Origin of the sequence: Acidovorax sp. LjRoot74, from assembly GCF_964254355.1 — a bacterium.
In the GTDB taxonomy this organism is placed as follows: Bacteria; Pseudomonadota; Gammaproteobacteria; order Burkholderiales; family Burkholderiaceae_C; genus Acidovorax.
Window position 1 is genome coordinate 2,450,825 of record NZ_CAXUTI020000001.1, and the last position, 23,301, is coordinate 2,474,125.

The window sequence follows — 23,301 nt, forward strand, 5'->3', positions numbered from 1 at the left end:
GCTCCGTCAACCAAGGCTCCCATGTCACGACCCGGTCTGTTCATCACCTTTGAAGGTATCGACGGCGCAGGCAAGTCCTCGCACATCGAAGGCCTGGCCGCGGCGTTCCGCACCCAGGGCCGTACCGTCACCGTGAGCCGCGAGCCCGGCGGCACGCCACTGGCCGAAAAGCTGCGCGAGATGGTCCTGAACGACCCGATGGATGCGCTCACCGAGTCGCTGCTGATCTTTGCGGCCCGCCGCGATCACCTGCGCAACGTGATCGAGCCCGCACTGGCCCGTGGCGACGTGGTGCTGTGCGACCGGTTCACCGACGCCACTTTTGCCTACCAGGGCGCAGGGCGAGGCTTTGATCTGGAAGTGCTATCAATATTGGAGCGCTTGGCGCAGACGGGACTGGCGCAGGACCCTCTTTTGATGCGTGAACCCGATCTGACGGTGTGGTTTGACCTAGCCCCCGAGGTGGCGGCCGAGCGCCTGGCCGGTGCGCGTGTGCCCGACCGCTTCGAGGCCCAGCCGGTCGAGTTCTTCCGCCGCGTGGCCCAGGGCTATGCCGACCGCGCCGCTGCGGCGCCCCTGCGTTTTGCGCGCCTGGATGCTGCGCAGGAGCGCCACCGCGTGTGGCAACAGCTCACCAGCGTGTTTGTGCGCAAGGGCTGGCTGGCCATCATGGTGGCCACGCAGGGAGGGCCGCAATGAGTGAAGCTACCGTGGCTTTGGCGCCCTGGATCGCCGTGCAGCGCACCAGCCTGCTGGCCCAGCGCGGCCATGCCTGGCTGCTGCAGGGGCCGTCGGGCCTGGGGCAGTACGCCTTGGGGCTGGAGATGGTGCGCGCCTGGTTATGCGATGCGCCTACGGAGCAGGGCGCCTGCGGCCAGTGCGGCAGCTGCCACGCCATCGATGTGCGCACCCATGCCGACCTGTGTGTGCTGATGCCCGAGGTGCAGATGATGGCGTTGGGCTGGCCTCTGTCGGAAAAAGCCCAGGCCGACATCGACGACAAGAAGCGCAAGCCCAGCCGCGAGATCCGCGTGGAAGCCATGCGCGATGCGGTGGAGTTTTCGCAGCGCACCTCGGCGCGTGGCAAAGGCAAGGCCGTGCTGGTCTACCCGGCCGAGCAGATGAATCATGTGACGGCCAACGCGCTGCTCAAGACGCTGGAAGAGCCACCGGGCGACGTGCGTTTTGTGCTGGCCAGCGAGGCTGCACACCAGTTGCTGCCCACCATCCGCAGCCGCTGCCTGGGGCACACCATGGTCTGGCCGGCAGAGGCCGACAGCCTCGCGTGGTTGCAGGACCAGGGCCTGGCCCGGGATGCGGCGGCGTCGTTTCTGCGCGCGGCAGGTGGGCGGCCCGAAGATGCCCTGGCGCTGGCCCAGTCCGGCCGCAGCCCGCAGGCCTGGTCTGCCTTGCCGCAGGCGGTGGCACGGGGCGATGTGACGGCGCTGGGCGACTGGGCTCCGGCCCAGGTGATCGACGCGCTGCAAAAGCTCTGCCACGACCTGCTAGCCGCCAGCGTGGGCGCTGCACCGCGCTACTTTGCGCAGGCCGACCTGCCCAAGACGCCGCCGCTGGGCGCGCTCACGCGTTGGTCGCGCGCACTGGCCAAGGCCGCACGCACCGCAGACCATCCTTTCAATACCGGCCTCATGCTGGAGGCGCTTGTCGCCCAGGCGCGAAACACCCTACACTCCAAACACTAAGCCGCACCCCCACTCATGAGCAGTCCATCCACCGCGCCCCGTCCCAGCGTCATGCAGCTGGCCATCAAGGAAAAGGCCGCGCTCTATGCCGCCTACATTCCTTTTTTTGCCGAAGGGGGCATCTTTGTGCCCACCCAGCGCGACTACAAGCTGGGCGACGATGTGTATGTGCTGCTGACCTTGCCGGACGACACCCAGCGTTACCCCGTGGCAGGCCGTGTGGCCTGGGTGACGCCCGCCCGTGCCGCAGGCAACCGCACCCAGGGCGTGGGCATCCAGTTTCCCAAGGACGAAAAATCCCGCCAGCTCAAGGCCAAGATCGAGGAATTGCTGGGAACTGCGCTGGGCTCGGACCGTCCTACCCAGACGATCTGACCGCGCCACCGCCGCCCCCGTGCCGACCTGCGCTGGCTGGTCGGCTTTTTTGTTTAGGACTTGCGCAAACAAGGATGCACCGCCGGTTTCTATAAGGAAACCACCTTGCTGAAGCGCGTTTTGCGCAAGTCGCGTTGTTTTGTTATCCCATGTTCACCGATTCGCACTGCCACCTCAACTTCCCGGAACTGGTCAGCCAGTTGCCCGCCATCCGCCAGGCTATGGCCGAGGCGCAGGTCACCCGGGCCCTGTGCATCTGCACCACCATGGAAGAGTTCGAGGGCGTGCATGCCCTGGCCCTGGCCCATGACAACTTCTGGAGCACGGTGGGCGTGCATCCCGACAACGAGGGCGTGACGGAGCCCAGCGTGCAGGACCTGCTGGACCGCGCGGCCCTGCCGCGCGTGGTGGCGATTGGCGAAACGGGCCTGGACTACTACGGCATGGAAGACCGCAAGGGCGGGCGCAGCATTGCCGACCTGGAGTGGCAGCGCGACCGTTTCCGTACCCACATCCGAGCGGCGCGGGCCTGTGGCAAGCCGCTCATCATCCACACGCGCAGTGCCTCCGACGACACGCTGGCCATCCTGCGGGAAGAGGGCGAGGATGGCGCGGGTAACGTGGCGGGCGGTGTTTTCCACTGCTTTACCGAATCGATGCAGGTGGCGCGGGCCGCACTGGATCGCGGCTACTACATTTCCTTCTCGGGCATCGTCACCTTCAAGAGCGCGCAGGAGCTGCGCGACGTAGTGGCCTTTGTGCCGCTGGACCGCATGCTCATCGAAACCGACAGTCCCTACCTGGCCCCGGTGCCCTACCGTGGCAAGACCAACAACCCGTCGTATGTGCCCCATGTGGCCCGGCAGGTGGCAGAAACCAAGGGCTTGGGGCTGGAGGTGGTGGCTGAGGCCACCAGCCGCAATTTCGACCGCTTGTTCCCGGGGGTGATGGCATGAGCCTTCAACGACGTTCCGCCCTGGCCGCTGTGGCGCTGGGCCTGGTGTCTGCCCGTGCCTGGGCCGGTGCCTATGAAGACTTTTTTGTGGCCATCCTGCGCGATGATGGCGATGCGGTCACTGCGCTGCTGCGCCGGGGTTTTGACCCGAACACGCGCGATCCCAAGGGGCAGGTGGGACTCACGATTGCCTTGCAGAACGGCGCGAACAAGGCCTTTGCTGCACTGCTCGCATCCCGTCGGGTGAATGTGGAAGCCCGCAATGCCCAGGATGAAAGCCCGCTCATGATTGCTGCGATCAAGGGCAATGTGGACGCGGTGAAGGCGCTGATCGCGCGCGAGGCCGATGTGAACAAGACAGGCTGGGCGCCGTTGCACTACGCCGCATCGGCGGGGTCGCCGCAGCACGCGCTGATCATTGCGCTGCTGCTGGAGAACCACGCCTACATTGATGCCGCTTCGCCCAACGGCACCACGCCCCTGATGATGGCTGCGCACTATGGATCCATCGAGGCGGTGCAGTTGTTGCTGGAAGAGGGGGCCGACCCCACGCTCAAGAACCAGCTGGGTTTGACGGCGACGGACTTTGCCCTGCGCGTAAGCCGCACGGAGTCGGCAGAAAAAATTGCCGCCGCCATCCGGCGGCGCCAGCCCAACCGGGGCAAGTGGTAGCGAAAGGCGGCTAGACGCCGCCTGCACTCAGTTTGGTGCGGTTGCGCTGTCGGCGGCGGGGCGTGCCTGCAGGCGCGCATACAGCCCGCCTTGTGCCATCAGCGCGCTGTGTGTGCCTTGTTCGGCAATGCGGCCGCGTTCCATGACGACCACGCGGTCGGCGTGCTCGATGGTGGACAGGCGGTGCGCAATGACCAGCGTGGTACGGCCTTGCATCAGGCGCTGCAAGGCGTCCTGCACCAGCCGTTCGGATTCGGTGTCCAAGGCCGATGTGGCTTCGTCCAGGATCAGGATGGGCGCATCCTTGTACAGGGCCCGCGCAATGGCCAGCCGCTGGCGCTGCCCGCCTGACAACTGCGTGGCGTTGTGGCCCACGATGGTGTGGATGCCCTGCGGCAGTCCGGCGACATGCCCGGCCAGATTCGCCGCCTCCAGGCAGTCGCGCACCCGTTGCTCGTCCACCGTGCTTCCCAGTGCCACATTGGCGGCAATGGTGTCGTTGAACATGACCACGTCCTGGCTCACCATCGCAAACTGCGAGCGCAGCGACCCCAGGTCCCAGTCCTGGACGGGGTGACCATCCACCAGGATGTTGCCCTCCGCTGGCGCCATAAAACGCGGCAGAAGGTTGACGAGCGTGGTCTTGCCCGCACCGGACGGGCCGACGAGTGCCACGATCTCTCCAGGAGCCACGGTCAGGCTGATCTGGTCCAGGGCGGGGGCGTGGTCTGGCCCGAAGGACACCGTGACCCGCTCCAGCACCAGCTCGCCCCGGACCCGTTCGGTGCGGTACTGGCCGCCACTTTCGGCACCGGTGTCGCCCAGCAAGGCCAGGCCGCGCTCCAGGGCTGCCACACCGCGTGTGATGGGGCTGGCGACATCGGCCAGGCGGCGGATGGGGGCGATGAGCATGAGCATGGCCGTGATGAAAGCGGCAAAGCCACCCACGGTGACACCCTTGGCATCCACCGCGCCGCGGCTTTGCCACAGCGCAATGCAGATCACCACGGACAGCGCTGCGGCAGCCAGCAATTGGGTGAGCGGCGTCATGGCTGCGGAGGCGATCGTGGATTTGATGGCCAGCCGCCGCAGGCTGTGGCTGAGGCCTTCAAAGCGCCGGGCCTGCCCTTCTTGTGCGCCGTGCAGCCGGACCATGCGGTGGGCCAGCACGTTTTCCTCCACCACGTACGCCAGTTCGTCCGTGGCCTGCTGGCTGCTTTTGGTGAGGTGGTACAGCCGCTTGGACAGCGTTTTCATGATCCAGGCCACACCGGGCACCACCACGGCCACGATCAGGGTCAGCTGCCAGTTCAGGTAAAGAAGGTAGAACAGCAGTGCGACCAGCGTGAATCCGTCGCGAGAAATCCCCATCAGCGCCTGCACGAGCAATGTGGAACCGGTCTGGACTTCATAGACGACGGTGTTGGACAGCGCACTGGCCGACTGGCGGCTGAACAAGCCCATTTCTGCGGCCAGCACCCGCTCGAACAACGAGGTGCGCAGGGAGAGCATGCCTTCGTTGGCAATGCGCGCGAGGGCGTACTGGCCCACGAACTGGGCGAGCCCGCGCACAAAGAAAATCCCCAGAATGGCCAGCGGCACCATCCACAGCTCCAGGCTGCCTTGGGTAAATCCTTGGTCCAGCAGAGGCTGCAGCAGGGCGGGAATCAGGGGTTCGGTCACTGCCCCCACGAGGGTAGCGGCAATCGCCAGGCCCCAGGCCAGCCGTTGGCCGCCAAAGTAGACGGATAGCCGCTTCAGGCGCGTGGTCAGGCTGGGCGGCGGCGAGGAGGGGGCGTTGGCAGGCGCGGAGCCTGTGTCGGTGGCATGCATGTGGCCCGGATTCTAAGGTTGTGCTCCCTGGGGCGGGCCTGCGTTCTGGGGACAGGCCCGGCACGACGAAGTGCGCGGCATGTGAATTCCATATGTACGCACAGTTTGTCACAGGGGGTTTATCGCTGTGTGTACCATTCGGGGTTGCCCTTCGGCATTTGTTCGTCCACTGCTGGATGCCAATGACCACAGATCGAATCTCCAAACATCTTTCCTTTGCGGCTTCGCCGCTTCCTTCGCGCCGCCAGTTGTTGGCTGCGCTCATCGCAACCCCCTCTCTCCCGGCCCTGGCGCAGTTTCGCGTCGAGGTGACAGGCGTGGGCCTCACCCAGTTGCCGATAGCCATTGCCCCCTTCCGAGGCGAGGCGCAGGCTCCCCAGAAGATCGCGGCCATCATCCAGGCCGACCTGGAGCGCAGTGGGCAGTTCCGCGCCATCGATGCTGCGGGTGCGGCGCTGGACGAGACCGCCCGCCCTGATGTGGCGCTGTGGCGGCAAAAAAGCGCAGATTCACTGGCCACCGGCAGCGTGACACGCCTGGCGGATGGGCGCTTTGATGTGCGCTTTCGCCTGTGGGATGTGGTCAAGGGGCAGGATCTGGGGGGGCAAAGTTTTGTGGTCACCCAAGGCGACCTGCGCCTTGTGGCGCACCGCATTGCCGATTTCATCTACGAAAAGCTCACGGGCGAACGCGGTGTTTTCTCGACGCGCATTGCCTATGTGACCAAGACCGGCCCCCGCTACAGCCTCTGGGTGGCGGACGCCGATGGTGAAAACGCCCAGTCGGCACTGTCGAGCCCCGAGCCCATCATTTCGCCGGCATGGTCGCCCAACGGTGGCCAACTGGCTTATGTGTCCTTCGAGTCCCGCAAGCCGGTGGTGTATGTGCACGATGTGGCGTCGGGCCGCCGTCGCCTGATTGCCAATTTCCGTGGCTCCAACAGTGCGCCTGCCTGGGCCCCCGACGGGCGGTCGCTGGCGGTCACGTTGAGCCGTGACGGCGGCTCGCAGCTCTACACCATCGACGCCAACGGCGGTGAGCCGCGCCGTCTGATGCAAAGCTCCGGTATCGACACCGAGCCCGTGTTCTCGGGTGACGGCCGCAGCATTTATTTCGTGAGCGACCGTGGCGGCGCACCGCAGATCTACAAGGTGGGCGTGTCGGGCGGCAATGCAGAGCGCGTCACCTTCACGGGCACTTACAACATCTCGCCCACAGTCAGCCCGGACGGGCGCTGGCTGGCCTACGTTTCCCGCGTGGGTGGAGCTTTCAAGCTGCATGTGATGGACCTGTCCACAGGCACTGTCAACGCTGTGACCGACACCATGGCAGATGAAAATCCCAGCTTTGCGCCCAACAGCAGGCTCATCGTGTACGCGACCCAGCAGCAGGGGCGTGAAGCACTGATGACCACCACGCTCGACGGCAAGATCAAGGCCCGCCTCGCGGGGCAGGCGGGTGATCTTCGCGAACCGGACTGGGGTCCGTTTCAAAAGCAATGAACTTATCGATATTTTCAGTTATCAAGCCTTCAGGAGAAATTTGGATGATCAAACGTTTTACCCTTGCCCTTACCGTTGTTGCACTGGTGGCTGGCTGCAGTTCCGGTGTGAAGCTGGACGATGTGCCCGTCGAAGACAAGAATGCCACCTCCACCATGGGTGGCGCCAATAGCGGGGCCAATTCTGGCAATACCTCGCAGAGTGGCGTTGCCGGTGTGGACCTGGGTCAATCGGGGCGTGATGGTGCAGGCCCCGTGGGCGTGGCGCGCGTCGTCTATTTCGACTACGACAGCTATGTCATCAAGCCCGAATTCCAGTCTGTGATCGAGGCGCATTCCCGCTTCATCAAGGCAACCCCCAGCCGCAAGGTCATGATCGAAGGTCATACCGACGACCGTGGCGGCCGCGAGTACAACCTGGCGCTCGGCCAGAAACGTGCAGAAGCCGTCCGCCGTTCGCTGGGGCTGCTGGGCGTGCCGGACAGCCAGGTGGAAGCCGTGAGCTTTGGCAAGGAGAAGCCAGCTGCCCAAGGTGGTACGGAAGATGCGCACGCGAAGAATCGCCGTGCTGAACTGTCCTACCGTTGATGCGGGTCACTACTGTGGTGTTCCCTCTTCGGCTACTGGCGGTGGCCGCATTGGCGGTGACCTTGCTGCCATCGGCCCAGGCCGCCATCTTTGAAGACGGAGAGGCGCGTCGCGCCATCCTGGAAATGCGCCAACGCGTGGATGGATTACAGACGTCCAACCAGCGTTCGGCAGAAGAGTTGCGCAAGCTGGGTGAGGAAAACGCCCAGTTGCGCCGCAGTCTTCTGGATCTGCAAACGCAGATAGAAACCCTGCGGGCCGAGCAAGCCAAGCTCAACGGGCAGAACGAACAGTTGCTGCGCGACGTGGGAGACCTCCAGCGACGCCAGAAGGACATTGCCCAAGGGGTGGATGAGCGGCTTCGGCAGTTCGAGCCTGTCAAGGTGGCGGTGGACGGCAAGGAGTTCCAGGCCGACCCCGCCGAAAAGCGGGATTTCGAGGCTGCTTTGGCGGTCTTCCGGTCTGGAAAATTCCCTGAAGCCAGCACGGCGTTTGCCGGGTTTGTGCGGCAGTATCCGCGCAGCGGTTTTGTGCCGTCGGCGCGCTTCTGGCTGGGCAACGCCCAGTACGCCACCCGCGAGTACAAGGAGGCCATTGCCAACTTCAAGCAGATGCTCAGCGATGCACCTGGACACGCCCGGGCGCCCGAAGCTGCCTTGTCGATTGCCAACTGCCAGATTGAACTCAAGGACACGCGCACTGCGCGCAAGACGCTGGAAGACCTGGTCCGCGCCTACCCTCAATCTGAGGCCGCTGTGGCGGCCAAAGAGCGGCTGTCCCGCTTGAAGTAATGCCGGGCGAAGTGATGTCGTCCGGTGCGTCTGCGCCGGAGGAATTGGGGGCTGTGCTGGAGCGCCGGTTTGGCGGACTGGCGCGGCTGTATGGCGTGCAAGGTGCGGCCCAGATTCGTCGGGCGCATGTTGCCGTCATTGGTATTGGGGGCGTTGGCTCGTGGGCCGTGGAGGCGCTCGCGCGCAGCGGTGTGGCGCAGATCACTCTGGTCGATCTGGACCATGTGGCCGAGTCCAACATCAACCGCCAGATTCATGCACTCACGGACACGGTGGGGCAGGCCAAGGTGCTGGCGATGCGCGACCGTATTGCCCAGATCCACCCGGATTGCACCGTCCATTGCATTGAAGAGTTCGTTGAGCCCGCCAATTGGCCTGGATTGTTGACAGCGCCTGTGGATGCGGTGATTGACGCGTGCGATCAGGTGCGAGCCAAAGTGGCCATTGCTGCATGGGCGCAATCTGCCCGGGTGATTCACATCGTCGTCGGGGCAGCCGGGGGCAAGCGCCATGCGCACAAGGTCGATGTAGACGATCTGGCTCAGACCAGCCACGACCCTTTGCTGGCCCAGCTGCGCTACCAGATGCGCAAGCACCACCGTGCACCGCGTGAAGGCAGGAAGATCGGCGTGATCTGCGTTTTCAGCCGCGAAGCCGTGGCGCCTCCGGATGCGTCCTGCAATATCGAAGGTGATGGCACGCTGAATTGCCACGGCTATGGCTCCGTGGTGGCAGTCACGGCCACCTTTGGCCAGTGTGCCGCAGGGTGGGTGCTCGACAAACTTGCGACGACTTCCAAGTTGGGTTAAAAAAGACGCTATAATCCAAGGCTTTGCAGCAGTCTGATCAGCTTGGATTGATGCAATCGGTTGGGACGTTAGCTCAGTTGGTAGAGCAGCGGACTTTTAATCCGTTGGTCACAAGTTCGAATCTTGTACGTCCTACCACCAACACCCTGTAAACAGCGAAAAGCCTGCTATGTAAAACATAGCAGGCTTTTTTGTTTTTTGAGTCGGTGACAGTCTGGTGACAGTTTCAAAGCCAATGAGCGGCAATTCCGACTCGCGCACCATGAACCTAGAACAGGGTTAGGCCGGCTTTGGACGGGGCGTCTAGGACGAGGGCGTGAATCATGAGTTCACAGTCGCCCTGACAAATGCTAGCTACGAGATGGGTATAGCCGCCGATCCATATCACCCTGGGCTCAGACGGCAAGTGGAATGACAGGCGCTAGCCACTATCACCGGCAAACAACAACAGTGTTTGCCGGTGAGGAATCGCTGAATTCGCGATATCCACTCAAGCGGCGGCTCGTTCGAGTGGTCGTATGCAATAGGACTCCAAGCTACGAATGAGGGACTCTGGTGTATCAACAGCTTTTGGTGTGTGCGCAAAGATGTGGGCGGGTCGCTCACGGCGATCAAACCAGATGGATTCGTCAGACTTTTGCGTCGGACGCGTTTCCGCGAGCCATACGATGGTGTCTGCCCCTTGCTCATCTCTTCTGAGAACCGACTTGAGAATTGCGCGGAAGCGTGGCATAGAACGCCCAACTGCAGCGGTGTCTACCCAGCCAGGATGCATCGCGTAGAACCGAAGTTTTGAGTCGGCAAACTTCTGGCGCCAGTGCTGAGTCATAACAACTTGCGCACGTTTGGACAGTCCATAGGCGCGTACTCCAAGATACCCATCTCCAGTGATGTTCAGATCGTTCACCACCAGCATGTGGTTGTACATACCACCGGAAGACACTTCGATCACCGTGGCGTCATCGCGGAGAAGTCCACGACTCAGCATTTCTCGGGTGAAGAGGTAGTGGCTGAGGATATTGGTTGCGAAGGATGTCTCAAGCCCCTCGCCCGCAATGATCAGCGCGCCGCGGTCCTCCAGGATGTTGATTTCCACGCAGAAGTGACCCACTAACCCCCGGGATTTCCATCCAAACCTGACCCACGTACTAACCCTAACCTGCTGCTTTGTTGAGCAGCAGGAGACCAGGAGTGATAGACGTGGCAACACTGAGTGTCATCAGGCGCTGGGCCCTGCGAGAGCAGCTGTCCATCAGGGAGATCGCCCGCCGCACGGGCCTCTCGCGCAACACCATCCGCAAGTACCTGCGCGCCGGCGAGGCCGAGCCGCACTATGCCAAGCGGGTCAGTCCATCCAAGCTCGATCCCTTCGCCTTGAAGCTCGCCGGCTGGCTCAAGACGGAAGCGGGCCGGTCCCGCAAGCAGCGGCGCACCGTCAAGCAGATGTACGCCGATCTGCGGGGCCTGGGCTATACCGGCTCCTACAACCGCGTAGCGGCCTTTGCCCGCCTCTGGCACGAGCAGCGCCTTGTGGCCCAGCAGACCACCGGCCGCGGCACCTTCGTTCCCCTGGCCTTCGGTCCGGGTGAGGCTTTCCAGTTCGACTGGAGCGAGGACTGGGCTGTTCTCGCCGGCGTGCGCACCAAGCTGCAGGTGGCTCACTTCAAACTCAGTCACAGCCGGGCGTTCTACCTGCGTGCCTATCTTCTGCAGACGCACGAGATGCTGTTCGATGCCCACAACCATGCGTTCGTCGTGCTGGGCGGTGTGCCCCGCCGAGGCATCTACGACAACATGCGCACCGCCGTAGACCGCGTGCGCCGGGGCCCCGATGGCCACCCCAAACTGCTCCACTGTTGGCCAGTCAAACTGCTCCAGGCAGGACGGGGTGATTATGCGGGGTCTGAGGTGATGATCAGGCGTGCAGCAGCCTCTTTGAGCCTGTAGCTCTTGCCCTCGAACTCCAGCATGGCGCAGCGGTGCATGAGGCGATCGAGGATGGTGGTGGCCATGGTCGCGTCGCCCAGGTAGCGACCCCAGTCCTGCACGACGCGGTTGGAGGTGATGACGATGGAGCGGCGCAGCTTGTAACGCTGGTGGACCAGGGCCTGCAGCAACTCGGCGGCATGCTCGCTGATGCGCCTTGCCAGGAACAGGTCATCGAGCACCAGCAAGTCGGCCGCCACCCAGCCCTTGAGCAGACTGGCGCGCTCGTCGGCGTCGGCCAGCGCATAGCGAGCGAACTCGCTGTCAGCTTCGATGTAGGACACGTCATGACCGAGCAAGGTGGCTTGGTAGGCCACGGCCTTGGCGATGTGGCTCTTGCCGGTGCCGGGCTTGCCTACGATCAGGGCGTTGGCGCCTTCGCTGAGGAACTTCAAGGTGTGCAACTCGAAGCAGGCTGCGCGCGGCAGCTTTGGGTTGAAGCGCCAGTCGAAGTCGGCCAGGGAGGGCTTCTCATCCAGGCCGGAGAGCTTGAAGCGACGTGCCATCAGCCTGCTGTGGCGTCGGTCGAGTTCGTCTTGCAGCAAGGCTGAGAGCGTATCCAGAAAGGGCTCCTGAGCGGCCTGGGCCTGCATCAGGCGCGTCTGCAGGGTCTCAGCCATGCCTGACAGGCGCAGCTTGCGCAGGGTGGCCTCGATGTCGTGGGGGGTCATGGCGGTCATGCGAAGAAATCTCCTTGAGGTGTGATGGCGGGTGTCGTGGCCGCTGTGGCCATGGCGAAGAGTTCGCCGTACTCCTGTGGGTTGCGGATGAGGTCGTGCGTTTGCGTGGTGCTCGCGGGTGCGGCCTGCGTCGCTGTCGGGGCGGCATCGAGTTGGGCCAGAGCCTGCGCCACCAGGCGTTCGGTGATGGCCTTGACGTGGCGGTAGCTGTGCACACCGTCGTCGATGGCCTGGGCACAGGCGGTGTTGACCATCTGGCGTGGATAGCGGTCGGCCAGGTGCACGATGCCCCACAGCTTGCGCTGGCCCACACGGCCTTCGATGGCAAACAGCATCTGGCACAGCCGGGCGGCGTCCACGCCGATGGCATCGGCCTGCTTGAGGATGTGGAGGGTCTCGCGGGAGGGGTTGAAGACGCGCTCGTCCATGGGCAGCACCACGGTGCCTGGCCGCTCGGCCAAGGTGTGCGTGCGCAGCAGGGCCTGGGTCTGTAGGTCGCGAATCTCCAGGCGGCGCTCGAAGATGCGCACCAGCACCTTGGTGCCAATGTGCGCCGGCCGCGCGGCGTAGCTGCAATGGGCCACGCGCACGCAGCCGTCGTCGCACACGGTGCGCTGCTCGTCACGGAAGTACGCCATGGGCAGCGTGGGCAAGGGCTGCAGGTGGGGCCGCTCTTCTTCGAACATGGCCTGTACCTGGCGGCGCTCTGAGCCGTGGATGCGAGAGGCCGCCCACTTGGTCTCCCAGTGCTCCAGGTAGGTGTTCTGTTCTTCAATGGTCTCGAAGCGCTTGCCCTTGAGTGCCGTGGCCTGAGTGTGACCAATGGCATTCTCGACACTGCCCTTGCGGTTGGGGTCACGTACCCGCGCCGGGTCGGCCACGACCTCGTAGTGTGCCAGGGTGGCGGCGTACACGGGGTTGAGCTCGGGCTCGTACAGGTCGGGCTTGAGCACGCCTTCCTTGAGGTTGTCCAGGACCACGTATCGGCACGAGCCGCCAAAGTAGCGCCAGGCTTGTTCGTGCAGTTCGGCCCAGACCTGTTGGCCAGAATTCCAGACCACGCGGCGGAAACTGCGGCGCGAATACCGAAGCGTGGCCACGAACAGGCGTGGCTTGCGCCAGCGGTCGGTGCCGGGCACGCGGGTGGGCGCGCCTTCGCCGAAGTCCACCTGCATCTCCTCGCCGGGCAGGAAGCTCAGGCGGTCGAACTGCTCAGGCTCACGCACCCGGATGCGCGCCACGAAGCGTTTGACGGAGTTGTAGCGTGCAGCAAAGCCGTGGGCATCGACCAGGTCCTGGTAGATGGCCGTGGCATTGCGGCCCAAGCGCAACTGAGCTTCGATGAAGGCGCGGTGGGGCTCACACAGCGAGGTGGCCGCCGGCGCAGGCGCCAGCAGTAAAGCCGGTGGCCGGGGTGGAGCAGTTTGGCTGGCCAGGGGCACAACCAGGTCGGTGGCCACCCCGGGGCAGTTTGAATCGTCAGGCGACGGGGGCGGCGGATCGCCCTGGGCCTCAAAGCGCTTAGCCCAGGCGCGGATGGTGTGGCGGGAGATGCCGGTGCGGCGCTCAATCTCGCGCTGGGTGTTACCCGCGCGCAGGAGCGTCCAGATCGTGGTTTGTAGATGTGGCTTCAAGACGTTCACCTCGTGAATCCCCCCTTGTGATCAAGGGGGTGGAAGTTACGTCCTGCACGTCAGAGCTGAGGCGCCTGACTCACCGAAATCAATGGGTCAACTCACCCCGGCCAGGTGGAGCAGTTTGGGTGGCCATAAGTGGGGCAGTTTGGGTGGCCGCCGGGGGCCGGGGCAAGGAGAGAGATGTCAACGCACGCTTTGCTGCCATGGTCAGTCACTTCCTGTTCGAGGCAGAGTTCTGCAACCCGGCTTCGGGCTGGGAGAAGGGCCAGGTAGAGAAGAACGTGCGCGACGCCCGCCATCGCCTGTGGCAGGTGGTGCCGCCATTCCCGAGCCTGCCCGATCTCAATGCCTGGCTTGAGGAGCGCTGCGTGGCGCTGTGGCACGAGATCGAGCACGGCAAGCTGCCGGGCACCGTCGCGGATGTCTGGGCCGAGGAGCGGGCAGCCTTGATGCCTGTGCCAAGGCTCTTCGATGGCTTTGTGGAGCACACCAAGCGCGTCTCGCCCACCTGCCTGGTCCACTTCGAGCGCAATCGCTACAGCGTGCCGGCACCGTATGCCAATCGGCCGGTGAGCCTGCGGGTCTACGCGGATCGCCTGGTGGTCGCCGCCGAAGGCCAGATCGTGTGCGAGCACCAGCGTCTGATCGAGCGTAACCACCATGGTGCGGGACAGACCGTGTACGACTGGCGCCACTACTTGGCGGTGCTGCAGCGCAAACCAGGAGCTTTGCGCAACGGCGCTCCGTTCCTAGAACTGCCAGCGGCCTTCAAGCGACTGCACGCCACCTTGCTCAAGCAACCCGGCGGCGACCGGGAGATGGTGGAGGTTCTGGCTCTGGTGCTGCACCACGATGAACAAGCTGTGCTCGCTGCAGTGGAGTTGGCACTGGAGTCAGGGGCTGCCAGCAAGACCCACATCCTGAACGTGCTCCACCGCCTGCTGGACGGTAAGCCCGCCCCAGCACCGGTCACCTCGCCCCAGGCCCTCAAGCTGTCTGTGGAACCCCAGGCCAACGTGCTGCGCTATGACCAATTGAGGGAGGTGCGCTATGCGTCATGACCCTGCCATCGCTTCCATCGTGATCATGCTGCGCGAGCTCAAGATGCACGGCATGGCCCAGGCGGTTGCGGAACTGGCTGAGCAAGGTGCGCCGGCCTTCGAGGCAGCACAGCCCATCCTGTCCCAACTGCTCAAGGCTGAGACCGCCGAGCGGGAGGTGCGCTCGGTTGCTTACCAATTGAAGGTGGCCAGGTTCCCCGCGTACCGGGACCTGGCAGGCTTCGACTTCGGCCACAGTGAGGTGAACGAGGCACTGGTGCACCAGTTGCACCGGTGTGAGTTCCTGGAGGATGCCAACAACGTGGTGCTGGTGGGCGGGCCGGGCACAGGCAAGACCCACATTGCCACAGCCCTCGGAGTGCAAGCCATTGAACACCATCACCGAAGGGTGCGGTTCTTCTCCACGGTAGAGTTGGTCAATGCGCTGGAAGAAGAGAAGGCCCAAGGCAAGACAGGGCAGATGGCCCACCGGCTTGCATATGTGGATCTGGTGATTCTGGACGAGTTGGGCTACCTGCCGTTCAGTGCATCAGGAGGCGCCTTGCTGTTCCACCTGCTGTCCAAACTCTACGAGCGCACCAGCGTCGTGATCACCACCAACCTGAGCTTCAGCGAATGGGCCAGTGTGTTCGGGGATGCCAAGATGACCACGGCATTGCTGGACCGGCTCACGCATCACTGCCATATTCTTGAGACCGGCAATGACAGCTACCGGTTCAAGAATAGCTCCGCACAGCAACCACCACAGACCACCAAGAAGGAGAAGGCGACCAAGAACTTATCCACAACGTGAGCGCAAAGCTCACGAACCAGGGTGGGTCAAGATTCGATGGAAATGGTGGGTCAGCTTTGCGTGGAAATCAACAGCTCGACCTCAGCAAGCCGGGCATCGAGCGCTTCATCACGCTGATCCGCGACACGACGGAAGGACTCGCGGCGCTGCCGGAGGCCGATCAGCGCTATCTGGACAGCCACGGCTTCGCCGTGGAAGTGGTCGGTGACGGCATGCACACGGGTGTTGTGCTGAAGCAGATGCAACTGCCGCAAGGCAAGTTCAACCACCCTGCGGCCGACGTGTTGGTGATCCTCCCGCCCGGCTATCCCGACGTGGCACCGGATATGTTCTTCTGCGACCCCTGGTTGACGCTGGTGTCTGCTGATCGCTACCCGACATGTGCGGATCAGCCGCACGCCTTCATGGGCCGCAACTGGCAACGCTGGTCTCGCCACAACACCAGCTGGCGGCCGGGTGTCGATGGCCTGCACACGATGATCAAGCGCATCGAGCACGCACTAGCGGAGGCCAAGTGATGTCGGCCGCAGCGCTGGACATCATCTTGCTTGAATCCCATGAAGCGGCGCTGCGCACGCTGCTTCACCGGGAAAACGGCACTGAGGCAGCCGCCTATGTGCTGTTCGGCAAGGCCGAGATCGCAGCAGACCCGTGGTCCAAGCAGCCACGCATCCGCCTGATCTCGCACGAGGTGGTGCCGATCACGTCAGACGAAATGGTTTCGTCCTCCTCGACGCATGTGACGTGGTCGACGCAGGGATTCATGCGGCTGCTGGGCTTGGCGCAGCACCGCAACCTCGTTCCTGGGCTGGTTCACACACATCCTGGGGCCAAGGCGTTCTTCTCCGACCAGGACGACCGCAACGAAGCTGAGCTAGCGCGCACCACCTTCAACAAGGGCACACAGGGGCTTGCCAGCATGGTCTTCGGCCAGGACGAAGCCATCGTGGGGCGCCTGTGGACATCGGCCAAGGCATCCACGCAAGCCTCATCGATCTCCATTGTCGGAAGCCAGATCAAGATCTGGCGTGAGGATGCTGGGCACGAAGACACGGCGTTTTTGGCTCGGCAAGCAGCACTGTTCGGCAAAGGATTCAATCCGATCGTGCGGGCGCTGCGCGTCGGCGTGATCGGTTGCGGCGGTACGGGCAGTGCCGTGGCTTCGCTGCTGACTCGGCTGGGGGTCGGTCACCTGGCGTTGATGGACAACGACACGATCGACACGACCAACCTCAATCGTGTTCACGGTTCACGCGCTGCAGACGTACCTGCCAAGCTGGCCAAAGTGGACATCCTCGCACGCGAAATCGAGGCGTGCGGTTTGGGCAACCACGTAGTCACCCGGCGGGCGTGGGTGGGCGATCCATCGCTGCGTGACGTTCTGCGGTCTTGCGACGTGCTTTTCGGCTGTACCGATGACAACCAGGGGCGTCTCACGCTGAACCGGCTTTCCCACTACTACGGGATTCCGCTGATCGACGTGGGGTTGCGTATGCGGTCGGCCAAAAGCGGCGTGGACTACGACATGACGGGCCGAATCACGACCATCCGACCAGGCAACCCTTGCCTGATGTGTCTTGGCGTCGTCAACGCCCAGCGTGCTGCAGCCGAAGGTTTGCAGCGCAATGATCCTGCGGAGTTTGAGCGCCGTAAGGCTGAGGCGTATGTGGCAGGCGGTGGCGATCCAGCACCAGCAGTGGTCACATTCACCACCAGTATTGCTTGCGCTGCAGTTGATGAATTGATCCAGGGTTTGACAGGTTTTCGCGGCCCAGGCGGCATGGCGCAAAACCGCATTCGCCGATTCGACCGTGTGGAGGAACGCTCCACGACGTGCCGACCAGTTCCGACCTGCCCTGTTTGTGGAACCGAGGCCATCTGGGGCCGTGGTGACGTGAACCCCTTTCTTGGCGTGATTGGCTGATTGTATGAAGCGTCTTTTCGCATTGATGTTGCGCAGCCTCGGCCTTCTGGACTTCAACTTCCTCGTTAAACGAGTGGCTCGACACCCGGGCAAGACCGAGATTCCTGCGGGTGAGCTGTGGCTGGTGGTGGACGGCGGCGTCAAGAAATGGGCATGCTTGGGTTGCCCAGGCGGATGCGGTGTGCAGATATCACTGTCATTGAATCCCGAACGTCGTCCACGCTGGGAAGTCGATCAAGACTTTTGGCAGCGACCTACGGTCTCCCCGTCTATTCATCAGCAGAGAATGTGCCGATGTCATTTTTGGATCCGGAGTGGGTTGATTGAGTGGTGCAAGACTGAAGTTGAATTGCCGGATGCAGCCTTGCAAACGGCTCAGGCGGGTTTCCGAACGAAGCAGCCGATCGACTCAGCGGACCCCGAACGGCAGGTTTCGGCGGCGGCCGTCACTCGACGATGAAAGCTGAGCGTCTGCAACCAGCCTAAAGCAGCCGTATCGACCATTTTTCAGCTGCATTCATTCGCTTCATCACATCCAAAGCAATCACCTCCCACTGGAAGCTCTCGCTTCTTATCTTTTGTGGGACGACCATCAGCGCCACCCCCCGAGCTGCGTTCACATCTGCTCAGACCAAAAAAAAGAAGCCACAATAAAAAAGGGACCAGGCCACAGCCTAGTCCCCTTCAACAAGTAGTGGCCAACGCCACATTCGCCAGGCCTCACCCCAGCCTGCACAACTCCATGTTTACCTTGACGAGCTCTGACTCGTGAACCCACCCGAGGGTGGAGTTCGGACCAAACTCGGCGTCATGGACTCCCTTCAACTGCACCCACTCCTGAAACCGCCCCACCACCCGCAAGGTAAACCCCTTCATCAGGATCATCTTGGGCTTGGTGTCCTCGTACGGCACAGCAGTCTCAAATACCCGCGTGCCTACAAACACCGTACGGTTCTTCACCTCCTTGCTCAGCGGCCGCACGCAAGCCGAAGTCTCCGGCTGTGGTGACTGCGCCCATGCGCCTTGCACCAGCAACGTACACAAAAGGCCGCCAGCTAGCAATAGGGCAGGGCAGGTAACTCCCTGGAGGTGCCTAGGAATTGCTTTCGTTCCAACATCTTGAACCTGCTTATTTCTTGTTGTCTTCATTGCATATCTCCTTTCCGCGCCAGATCAGCGCCCGTGTTTCTGAACACACTCGATCAAAGCCTTCGCAAAATCTGCCTGCAGGGTCTGCAGCGGAATCCCGCCCCGGCTCTCCGCAAACTCATCCAGGTTCTTGAGGTCGTAGCGCTCGCCCATCTTGTCCACCGCGCACTGACAGGTCTTCTTGCTGCTGCCCCCATCAGTGCAGCCCTTGACCATCATTCGTTCCGTCTTGGAGCCAGAACACCCCACCAAAGCCAGCACGGCACCCAACGTGAATGCTGTGATCACACCCCTGGACCCACGGATCCAGCTTTGCAGACCCACTGGCTGCGCCCCGGTCATTCCGAATCGCATAACCCCTCCTTGTGTAAAAAAACGCACGCCCAGCCCTCCAGGCGCGCTCATCGTTCTGTTCCCAACTCAAAGCCCCTCACCGCTTGCCACTATTGGCCATCCCAATCAGCAGCCAGAGCACGATCACTCCCAGCCCAAACCAGAAGCCCAGCGAGGCAAAGAACAGATAGACCATCAACCCACCCAGAATCAGCTGAGCCAAGAAAGCCATGGCACTCGCTCCTTGCTGGTTCTCAACTGGCCATCACAAACGCCACCATGGCCACGATCAGCAAGCTCCCGATGAACTTGCCCAGACCCGGCAAGACCACCACCGGCCACACCAGCCCCTGACCCAGGTGGTAGGCAAAACTCCGGTAGGGCTCATCCCCCCAGTTGTTCGCATAAACCGCATACAGCAGCCCGATCAAGAAATACCCCACCAACACCCAACGACCCCAAGCAACCCGCTTCATGGCAATTCCTCCTAAAGTTGAAGCACTAAAAAAATCCCCGTTCCCACATGGAGTAGCTTCATAAGTGAAGCAAACTCCGTAGATGCAAAGAAGGCAAAACCGCATCCTCCTGCGGTGTCTGCCAAACCCACGCCCCCGACCCATCTGCCCGACCCGGGCAACGTGCGCGAAGTCCTCGCGTACTGGATTCGGCTACTGCGTGTAGAAAAAGGCTGGTCCCAAGAGCGCCTGGCTCACGAGTGCGAACTCGACCGCACCTATGTCTCGGCGGTTGAGCGCTGCCGCTGGAACATCGCCCTGGCCAACATCGAGCGCCTGGCGCAGGCCCTGGGCGTGGAGCCCTGGACACTGCTCAAACCTCCAGAGCAAGCGATCAAGCCCGCACGCAAAGCCGCCCGAAAGACCCCCGCCAAAGCTTGAACATGCGGCCGAACGCAAAGGTACAAGCTCCTTCATTGCGAAGGCACCGGCTTACCGTCCAGCGTGAGTGCCCCCTGCTGGTACACAAACTCCACTAGCTTCTGAGCAGCCTTGCGCTGCTCTTCCTCTGGCTCAAACGGCCCTGCAAACCCCAGCATCCGGATGGACAACCTGGGTGCCTGGTTCCGCTTCTCCTCGACCACCGCAAACACCCGGTCGGAGCAGGATCCAAACTTCGGAGACACCTGCACCCCCTGCGCCGACACCACCAGCACCTGGAACAGGGCAGGGCAGGCGGTGCCTGATCCGCTTTGCAGCAACAGCACATCTTCTGCACCCACCGGGGCGTTGCGCATGATGCGCATGGATTCCTCCTGAGACGGTAGAACGGTTTGCCCGTTCAAAACAACCGAAGAATCTCTCTCCTGCACAGCCACCACCCCAAACCGGGTCTTGACCTGCATCTCAGGCTCTTCGAGCGCCGACTCCACGCGGGCAGGACCCGCATCAATCATCCCCAGCCAAGCCGACGGTGACACGCTGAACCCCAGTTCCGTCAATACCGTCGTGGCAGGTGTCTGGCTGTCCATAGGTCTGGCCCGTACCCCCTCTACCAAACAGGGCATGTTCTGCACACACTGCGACAAAAGCCGCTGTCCCAGCGCACTCTTTGGATCGAACACAAACGCCACCAGATCTCCTGTCTCCGGGCTGACCTCGAACACCGCCCCCTGTTCCCCTCGGCGATCCAAGACCCCACCGATCTCCAGAAACCCCGAAACCGTTTGCACCGGCAACTCCGGCGCTTGCACTTCGGCCTCCTTGCGCTGGCACCCTGCCAGCAACCCGGCCGCACCTACCAACGACAACGCCGCCAACGTCACCACTACCCGGCTGCGCGCAAGTCGCATCCTTCCTCTCATGGACTGCATAGAACTCCCTCTCCATTGGTAAATGATATGTGATGCAAATGCATCAATTGAACGCCAGCCAGACAACTTCGGTTGACCGATTGCTGAACGGGCAGGGATGGGGAAGTGGCTGCGAGATCTTTGCCGCAGCTCAGCCGCTACCGTGTGAGATGTTCCATATGGAGCGAGAACATCCCTGCCCGTGACCAGCTTCCCCCGTGGACCTGCACAAACTCCGTTGCCTTGGTACGATCCAAAGCGCACGCAACGAAGACCCCCACCAAGAACAGATCCCCTGAGTGAAGAACCTCAGCGCCTCCATCTCGATGAACCCGTCCACCGCCAGGAACTGCTGCGGCTACTGTGGTGCCACCAGCTACCACCGCGTGCTCGCACGCGATGACGCCGGAGTCATGCGCTACACCGAAGCCCTGCGTTGCACAGGTTGCGGCCGGGAATACGCCAACCTGCAGGTATGGCGCCAGGGCGACACCCAAGACGCCACGACTCCTCCCGTTGCAACTGCCAACTGAGCATTCCTGGGCTCCGGTTCGCGTAGAGTGCTTCCTGTGCCTAAAGGGTCCTCCTTGGACCCAATCACAACACTCCAGCACTCCAGCACTCACTCCCAACGCACCCCCATGTCCAGCTACGCCGAACTCCTCGCCCAGAAAAAACTCCTCGACGAACAGATCGCCAACGCCCAAAAGGCCGAGTCCGAACAGGCCCTCCAAACCGTCCTGCAACTCGTTCAGGAATTCGGATTCACTGCCCAGCAAGTCTTCCCCTGGAAGCCGAGCAAACCCAAGAAGAAGGTAGAAGCCAAGTACCGGGATCCTGAGACCGGCGCCACGTGGACGGGCCGGGGCAAGCCGCCCCAGTGGATTGCCGGCAAGGACCGCACGCCCTTTGTGATTGCCTGATCGGGACTGCAAAAGAGCCAGGCAGCGTCTAGACACTGCCTGACGTACCGCCAGATCACTGGGCGCTCTAGCCCTTGCCGGGAGACAGTGAGATCGCCGAGAGGACGAACCCGCAGTCCAGGTTGCCCTCCACCGTCCGCGCCGACCACACGTTACGACACTCCGCCACCCGTACAGCCGCCTCGTGGTACGGATAGGCCCCTGGAACCAGGCACTGGTTGTGCCCCAATCCCCATCCGGGATGCACCTGGGTGTCCACGACGAGGAGTCCGGACGCCTTCGTGCACACCACACTGCCTGATCCATCCCCCACCGGACTCCAAGGTCCCTCCACCCCCACTACCAACCTCCATTGAGGAGGAGGGCAGGGCCGGCGAGGAGCTCCCCGCACCTCCCTGGCAATCGACTGCCACAGCAGCAGCACCAGACCACCCCGGTGAACCGCGTCGTGGCACAGCGCCAGCAAGTCTGAAGGTGCTTGCTCCCAGACGAGCTGAGCATGGAGCCCCGGCACAAGTCGCTGTGCATGGCGTAGTACCCCAGCTGCACTGGTCACAGTTGGTACTGCTACCCGCTGGCCGGTGAGCAGGGCCACTGCCTGCTGCAGTGCCACTGCCCCCGTGCGATGCGGCGGTGCTCGGTGCCTCACCAGAATCCCAGGAAGCACCTTGGCACCTGGTGCTGAATCCGGCCCACTGCGATAGCAAGGCACCGTCTCCATCACCAGTCCCACGGCATAGCGCCGAACCAGCCCTTCAGGCACCTGCATGGGAAACCCCAGGATCACCTGTTGCGATGGCACGCACTCCCAGCGCTTCCTGCTTGCGATGCAGTTTGCCGCGCAGCGAGATCGGTGCAGGTGTTTGGTCTGCTCCACCCTCTCTATCTCCCTCCGCATCGGAATCCGGATAGAACTCTTCGACGACCCCTACCCCTTCCTCTTCCGATTCCTCGAACTCCCCTAGGGCCAAACCCTGGCGTGCCGCTTCATCGAGCGCCACCTGATCCAGACCCAGCGCAGCCTGTTGCTCGCGTTCCTGCCGTGTCAATGCCACGACCTGGGCCAAGCTGCTTCCCGCTCTCAGCGTCAGATCCACGTAGTAGATCGGCGTGCGGTGTGACAGCGTCGTGGACTTGCCCCGCAGCCGAAGCTCCAAGGGCAATCCCGCCAACAATCCACCCGACACAGCAAACAGATACCGCAGCCGAGCCGACAGCGTCCGGATGCTGTTGAAGCCCGTCGTCCGAAACACAAAGCTGCCCAGTTCATCGCCACTCATACCCGCCATACCTGCTTCGGTATTCCCCTCAGCCTCCACCCGCACATGCAGCCGTCCATACGGCTTGCAGTTCCCGTCTTGGGCCAGCGGACACACCGCAGGCGAAGGGCAGGGCAGGGACTGCATCCCCGACAGGGTCACCCGCTTGCAGCTTTCTCCATCTCCAACACACAGAGGTCGTCCCGTGGCCCGATCAAACATTGTGTAGTTCGCCCTGAGGCTCAGGTCCGGATCGTCAAACAGCAGCCGCACCGGAATGCTGCGCAGCTTGGTCCCCGGCTCCTTGCGCAACTGGGCATCTACCGGATGTAGCACCCACCCCTCCTTGTTCTGCACCTGGCTGGTCAGCGTGAACTCATCGTCCTTCTCAGGCAGGCGACGTCCTGCCTTCTCCACCACCCGCCCAATCGCAATGCGCCCGATCACGGGCGGTGTCAAAGCCAAACCTTTGAGCATGTGAATCTCCTTCTTGATTGTGAAAACACCCCCCAAAACACAACG

General features: G+C 62.7%; 26 protein-coding genes, 1 tRNA gene and 2 pseudogenes. 19 read left to right on the forward strand and 10 right to left on the reverse strand.

Annotated features, from left to right (window positions below; genetic code table 11):
* Window positions 1-21: 21 nt before the first annotated feature.
* The 5 genes from tmk (at window position 22) to ACSQ3O_RS11485 (ending at window position 3,705) form a co-directional block, all read left to right on the forward strand.
* Entirely contained in the window at window positions 22-699 is a 678-nt protein-coding gene (gene tmk, locus ACSQ3O_RS11465) for a dTMP kinase (RefSeq protein WP_137748003.1), read from the forward strand.
* Entirely contained in the window at window positions 696-1,703 is a 1,008-nt protein-coding gene (locus ACSQ3O_RS11470; protein ID WP_436138957.1) for a DNA polymerase III subunit delta', read from the forward strand. The genes tmk and ACSQ3O_RS11470 overlap by 4 nt, the downstream gene beginning before the upstream one ends.
* Window positions 1,704-1,718: 15 nt before the next feature.
* Window positions 1,719-2,078, forward strand: coding sequence for a PilZ domain-containing protein (locus ACSQ3O_RS11475; RefSeq protein ID WP_015013859.1), 360 nt, complete (start codon window positions 1,719-1,721; stop codon window positions 2,076-2,078).
* A 149-nt stretch (window positions 2,079-2,227) separates the two neighbouring features.
* Window positions 2,228-3,034 (forward strand): TatD family hydrolase, encoded by an 807-nt coding sequence (locus ACSQ3O_RS11480; RefSeq protein ID WP_298452101.1) that lies wholly within the window; start codon window positions 2,228-2,230, stop codon window positions 3,032-3,034.
* On the forward strand, window positions 3,031-3,705 hold the full coding sequence (locus ACSQ3O_RS11485; protein ID WP_436138958.1) for an ankyrin repeat domain-containing protein: 675 nt from the start codon (window positions 3,031-3,033) through the stop codon (window positions 3,703-3,705). Before ACSQ3O_RS11480 ends, ACSQ3O_RS11485 begins: the two co-directional genes overlap by 4 nt.
* A gap of 27 nt (window positions 3,706-3,732) precedes the next feature.
* On the opposite strand, the gene msbA is transcribed toward ACSQ3O_RS11485, so the two are convergent.
* Window positions 3,733-5,538: a lipid A export permease/ATP-binding protein MsbA gene (gene msbA, locus ACSQ3O_RS11490; RefSeq protein WP_436138959.1), complete on the reverse strand. Its 1,806-nt coding sequence runs from the start codon at window positions 5,536-5,538 to the stop codon at window positions 3,733-3,735.
* 182 nt (window positions 5,539-5,720) lie between these two features.
* Between msbA and tolB the strand changes: the two genes are divergently transcribed.
* The 5 genes from tolB to ACSQ3O_RS11515 all read left to right on the forward strand — a co-directional run bounded on the left by tolB (window position 5,721) and on the right by ACSQ3O_RS11515 (window position 9,365).
* A complete protein-coding gene (gene tolB / locus ACSQ3O_RS11495; RefSeq protein WP_137747998.1) occupies window positions 5,721-7,040 on the forward strand; it encodes a Tol-Pal system beta propeller repeat protein TolB in 1,320 nt (439 codons plus the stop codon).
* Between the two features lie 44 nt (window positions 7,041-7,084).
* Window positions 7,085-7,627: a peptidoglycan-associated lipoprotein Pal gene (gene pal, locus ACSQ3O_RS11500; RefSeq protein ID WP_298452089.1), complete on the forward strand. Its 543-nt coding sequence runs from the start codon at window positions 7,085-7,087 to the stop codon at window positions 7,625-7,627.
* Entirely contained in the window at window positions 7,627-8,418 is a 792-nt protein-coding gene (gene ybgF, locus ACSQ3O_RS11505; protein WP_436138960.1) for a tol-pal system protein YbgF, read from the forward strand. Before pal ends, ybgF begins: the two co-directional genes overlap by 1 nt.
* Window positions 8,418-9,227: a tRNA threonylcarbamoyladenosine dehydratase gene (locus ACSQ3O_RS11510; RefSeq protein ID WP_436138961.1), complete on the forward strand. Its 810-nt coding sequence runs from the start codon at window positions 8,418-8,420 to the stop codon at window positions 9,225-9,227. The genes ybgF and ACSQ3O_RS11510 overlap by 1 nt, the downstream gene beginning before the upstream one ends.
* A gap of 62 nt (window positions 9,228-9,289) precedes the next feature.
* Window positions 9,290-9,365 (forward strand) — tRNA-Lys (locus tag ACSQ3O_RS11515).
* Window positions 9,366-9,717: 352 nt separating this feature from the next.
* Here the strand turns inward: ACSQ3O_RS11515 and ACSQ3O_RS11520 are convergent.
* Window positions 9,718-10,323: a hypothetical protein gene (locus ACSQ3O_RS11520; RefSeq protein WP_436138962.1), complete on the reverse strand. Its 606-nt coding sequence runs from the start codon at window positions 10,321-10,323 to the stop codon at window positions 9,718-9,720.
* A 95-nt stretch (window positions 10,324-10,418) separates the two neighbouring features.
* Between ACSQ3O_RS11520 and istA (ACSQ3O_RS11525) the strand changes: the two are divergent.
* Window positions 10,419-11,060 (forward strand): annotated as a pseudogene (gene istA / locus ACSQ3O_RS11525) (IS21 family transposase); the annotation flags it as partial.
* A 59-nt stretch (window positions 11,061-11,119) separates the two neighbouring features.
* On the opposite strand, the gene istB (ACSQ3O_RS11530) reads toward istA (ACSQ3O_RS11525), so the two are convergent.
* Together istB (ACSQ3O_RS11530) and istA (ACSQ3O_RS11535) are read right to left on the reverse strand one after the other, a co-directional pair.
* Window positions 11,120-11,884, reverse strand: coding sequence for an IS21-like element helper ATPase IstB (istB, locus tag ACSQ3O_RS11530; protein ID WP_374258801.1), 765 nt, complete (start codon window positions 11,882-11,884; stop codon window positions 11,120-11,122).
* 5 nt (window positions 11,885-11,889) lie between these two features.
* The gene (gene istA / locus ACSQ3O_RS11535; RefSeq protein ID WP_374258795.1) at window positions 11,890-13,536 is read right to left on the reverse strand and encodes an IS21 family transposase; all 1,647 of its coding nucleotides are present in this window, start codon (window positions 13,534-13,536) and stop codon (window positions 11,890-11,892) included.
* 158 nt (window positions 13,537-13,694) lie between these two features.
* On the opposite strand from istA (ACSQ3O_RS11535), the pseudogene ACSQ3O_RS11540 reads away from it, so the two are divergent.
* The 5 genes and pseudogenes from ACSQ3O_RS11540 to ACSQ3O_RS11560 form a co-directional block, all read left to right on the forward strand.
* Window positions 13,695-14,591, forward strand: a pseudogene (locus ACSQ3O_RS11540) (Mu transposase domain-containing protein); the annotation flags it as partial.
* Entirely contained in the window at window positions 14,581-15,384 is an 804-nt protein-coding gene (gene istB, locus ACSQ3O_RS11545; protein ID WP_436138810.1) for an IS21-like element ISThsp10 family helper ATPase IstB, read from the forward strand. The pseudogene ACSQ3O_RS11540 and the gene istB (ACSQ3O_RS11545), both read left to right, overlap by 11 nt.
* Window positions 15,381-15,902, forward strand: a complete 522-nt coding sequence (locus tag ACSQ3O_RS11550; protein WP_436138963.1) for an E2/UBC family protein — start codon at window positions 15,381-15,383, stop codon at window positions 15,900-15,902. The genes istB (ACSQ3O_RS11545) and ACSQ3O_RS11550 overlap by 4 nt, the downstream gene beginning before the upstream one ends.
* The gene (locus ACSQ3O_RS11555) at window positions 15,902-17,308 is read left to right on the forward strand and encodes a ThiF family adenylyltransferase (RefSeq protein ID WP_436138964.1); all 1,407 of its coding nucleotides are present in this window, start codon (window positions 15,902-15,904) and stop codon (window positions 17,306-17,308) included. The genes ACSQ3O_RS11550 and ACSQ3O_RS11555 overlap by 1 nt, the downstream gene beginning before the upstream one ends.
* Before the next feature lie 4 nt (window positions 17,309-17,312).
* Window positions 17,313-17,768 (forward strand): DUF6527 family protein, encoded by a 456-nt coding sequence (locus ACSQ3O_RS11560; protein ID WP_260668066.1) that lies wholly within the window; start codon window positions 17,313-17,315, stop codon window positions 17,766-17,768.
* 260 nt (window positions 17,769-18,028) lie between these two features.
* On the opposite strand, the gene ACSQ3O_RS11565 is transcribed toward ACSQ3O_RS11560, so the two are convergent.
* The 4 genes from ACSQ3O_RS11565 to ACSQ3O_RS11580 all read right to left on the reverse strand — a co-directional run bounded on the left by ACSQ3O_RS11565 (window position 18,029) and on the right by ACSQ3O_RS11580 (window position 19,266).
* Complete coding sequence (locus tag ACSQ3O_RS11565) at window positions 18,029-18,457, reverse strand: hypothetical protein (RefSeq protein ID WP_436138965.1); 429 nt, start codon at window positions 18,455-18,457, stop codon at window positions 18,029-18,031.
* Window positions 18,458-18,481: 24 nt separating this feature from the next.
* Entirely contained in the window at window positions 18,482-18,745 is a 264-nt protein-coding gene (locus ACSQ3O_RS11570) for a hypothetical protein (RefSeq protein WP_436138966.1), read from the reverse strand.
* Between the two features lie 142 nt (window positions 18,746-18,887).
* The gene (locus ACSQ3O_RS11575; protein ID WP_280179011.1) at window positions 18,888-19,022 is read right to left on the reverse strand and encodes a hypothetical protein; all 135 of its coding nucleotides are present in this window, start codon (window positions 19,020-19,022) and stop codon (window positions 18,888-18,890) included.
* Window positions 19,023-19,044: 22 nt separating this feature from the next.
* Window positions 19,045-19,266, reverse strand: a complete 222-nt coding sequence (locus ACSQ3O_RS11580) for a hypothetical protein (RefSeq protein ID WP_436138967.1) — start codon at window positions 19,264-19,266, stop codon at window positions 19,045-19,047.
* 114 nt (window positions 19,267-19,380) lie between these two features.
* Here ACSQ3O_RS11580 and ACSQ3O_RS11585 point away from each other — a divergent pair, with 114 nt between their 5' ends.
* Window positions 19,381-19,686, forward strand: coding sequence for a helix-turn-helix domain-containing protein (locus tag ACSQ3O_RS11585; protein ID WP_295939315.1), 306 nt, complete (start codon window positions 19,381-19,383; stop codon window positions 19,684-19,686).
* 32 nt (window positions 19,687-19,718) lie between these two features.
* Here the strand turns inward: ACSQ3O_RS11585 and ACSQ3O_RS11590 are convergent, their stop codons facing one another.
* Window positions 19,719-20,597: a hypothetical protein gene (locus ACSQ3O_RS11590; protein WP_436138968.1), complete on the reverse strand. Its 879-nt coding sequence runs from the start codon at window positions 20,595-20,597 to the stop codon at window positions 19,719-19,721.
* 299 nt (window positions 20,598-20,896) lie between these two features.
* Between ACSQ3O_RS11590 and ACSQ3O_RS11595 the strand changes: the two genes are divergently transcribed.
* Window positions 20,897-21,130: a hypothetical protein gene (locus tag ACSQ3O_RS11595; protein ID WP_108499592.1), complete on the forward strand. Its 234-nt coding sequence runs from the start codon at window positions 20,897-20,899 to the stop codon at window positions 21,128-21,130.
* Between the two features lie 108 nt (window positions 21,131-21,238).
* The gene (locus ACSQ3O_RS11600; RefSeq protein ID WP_436138969.1) at window positions 21,239-21,520 is read left to right on the forward strand and encodes an H-NS histone family protein; all 282 of its coding nucleotides are present in this window, start codon (window positions 21,239-21,241) and stop codon (window positions 21,518-21,520) included.
* 755 nt (window positions 21,521-22,275) lie between these two features.
* Here ACSQ3O_RS11600 and ACSQ3O_RS11605 read toward each other — a convergent pair.
* Window positions 22,276-23,256: a recombination directionality factor gene (locus tag ACSQ3O_RS11605; protein ID WP_436138970.1), complete on the reverse strand. Its 981-nt coding sequence runs from the start codon at window positions 23,254-23,256 to the stop codon at window positions 22,276-22,278.
* Between the last annotated feature and the right edge of the window lie 45 nt (window positions 23,257-23,301).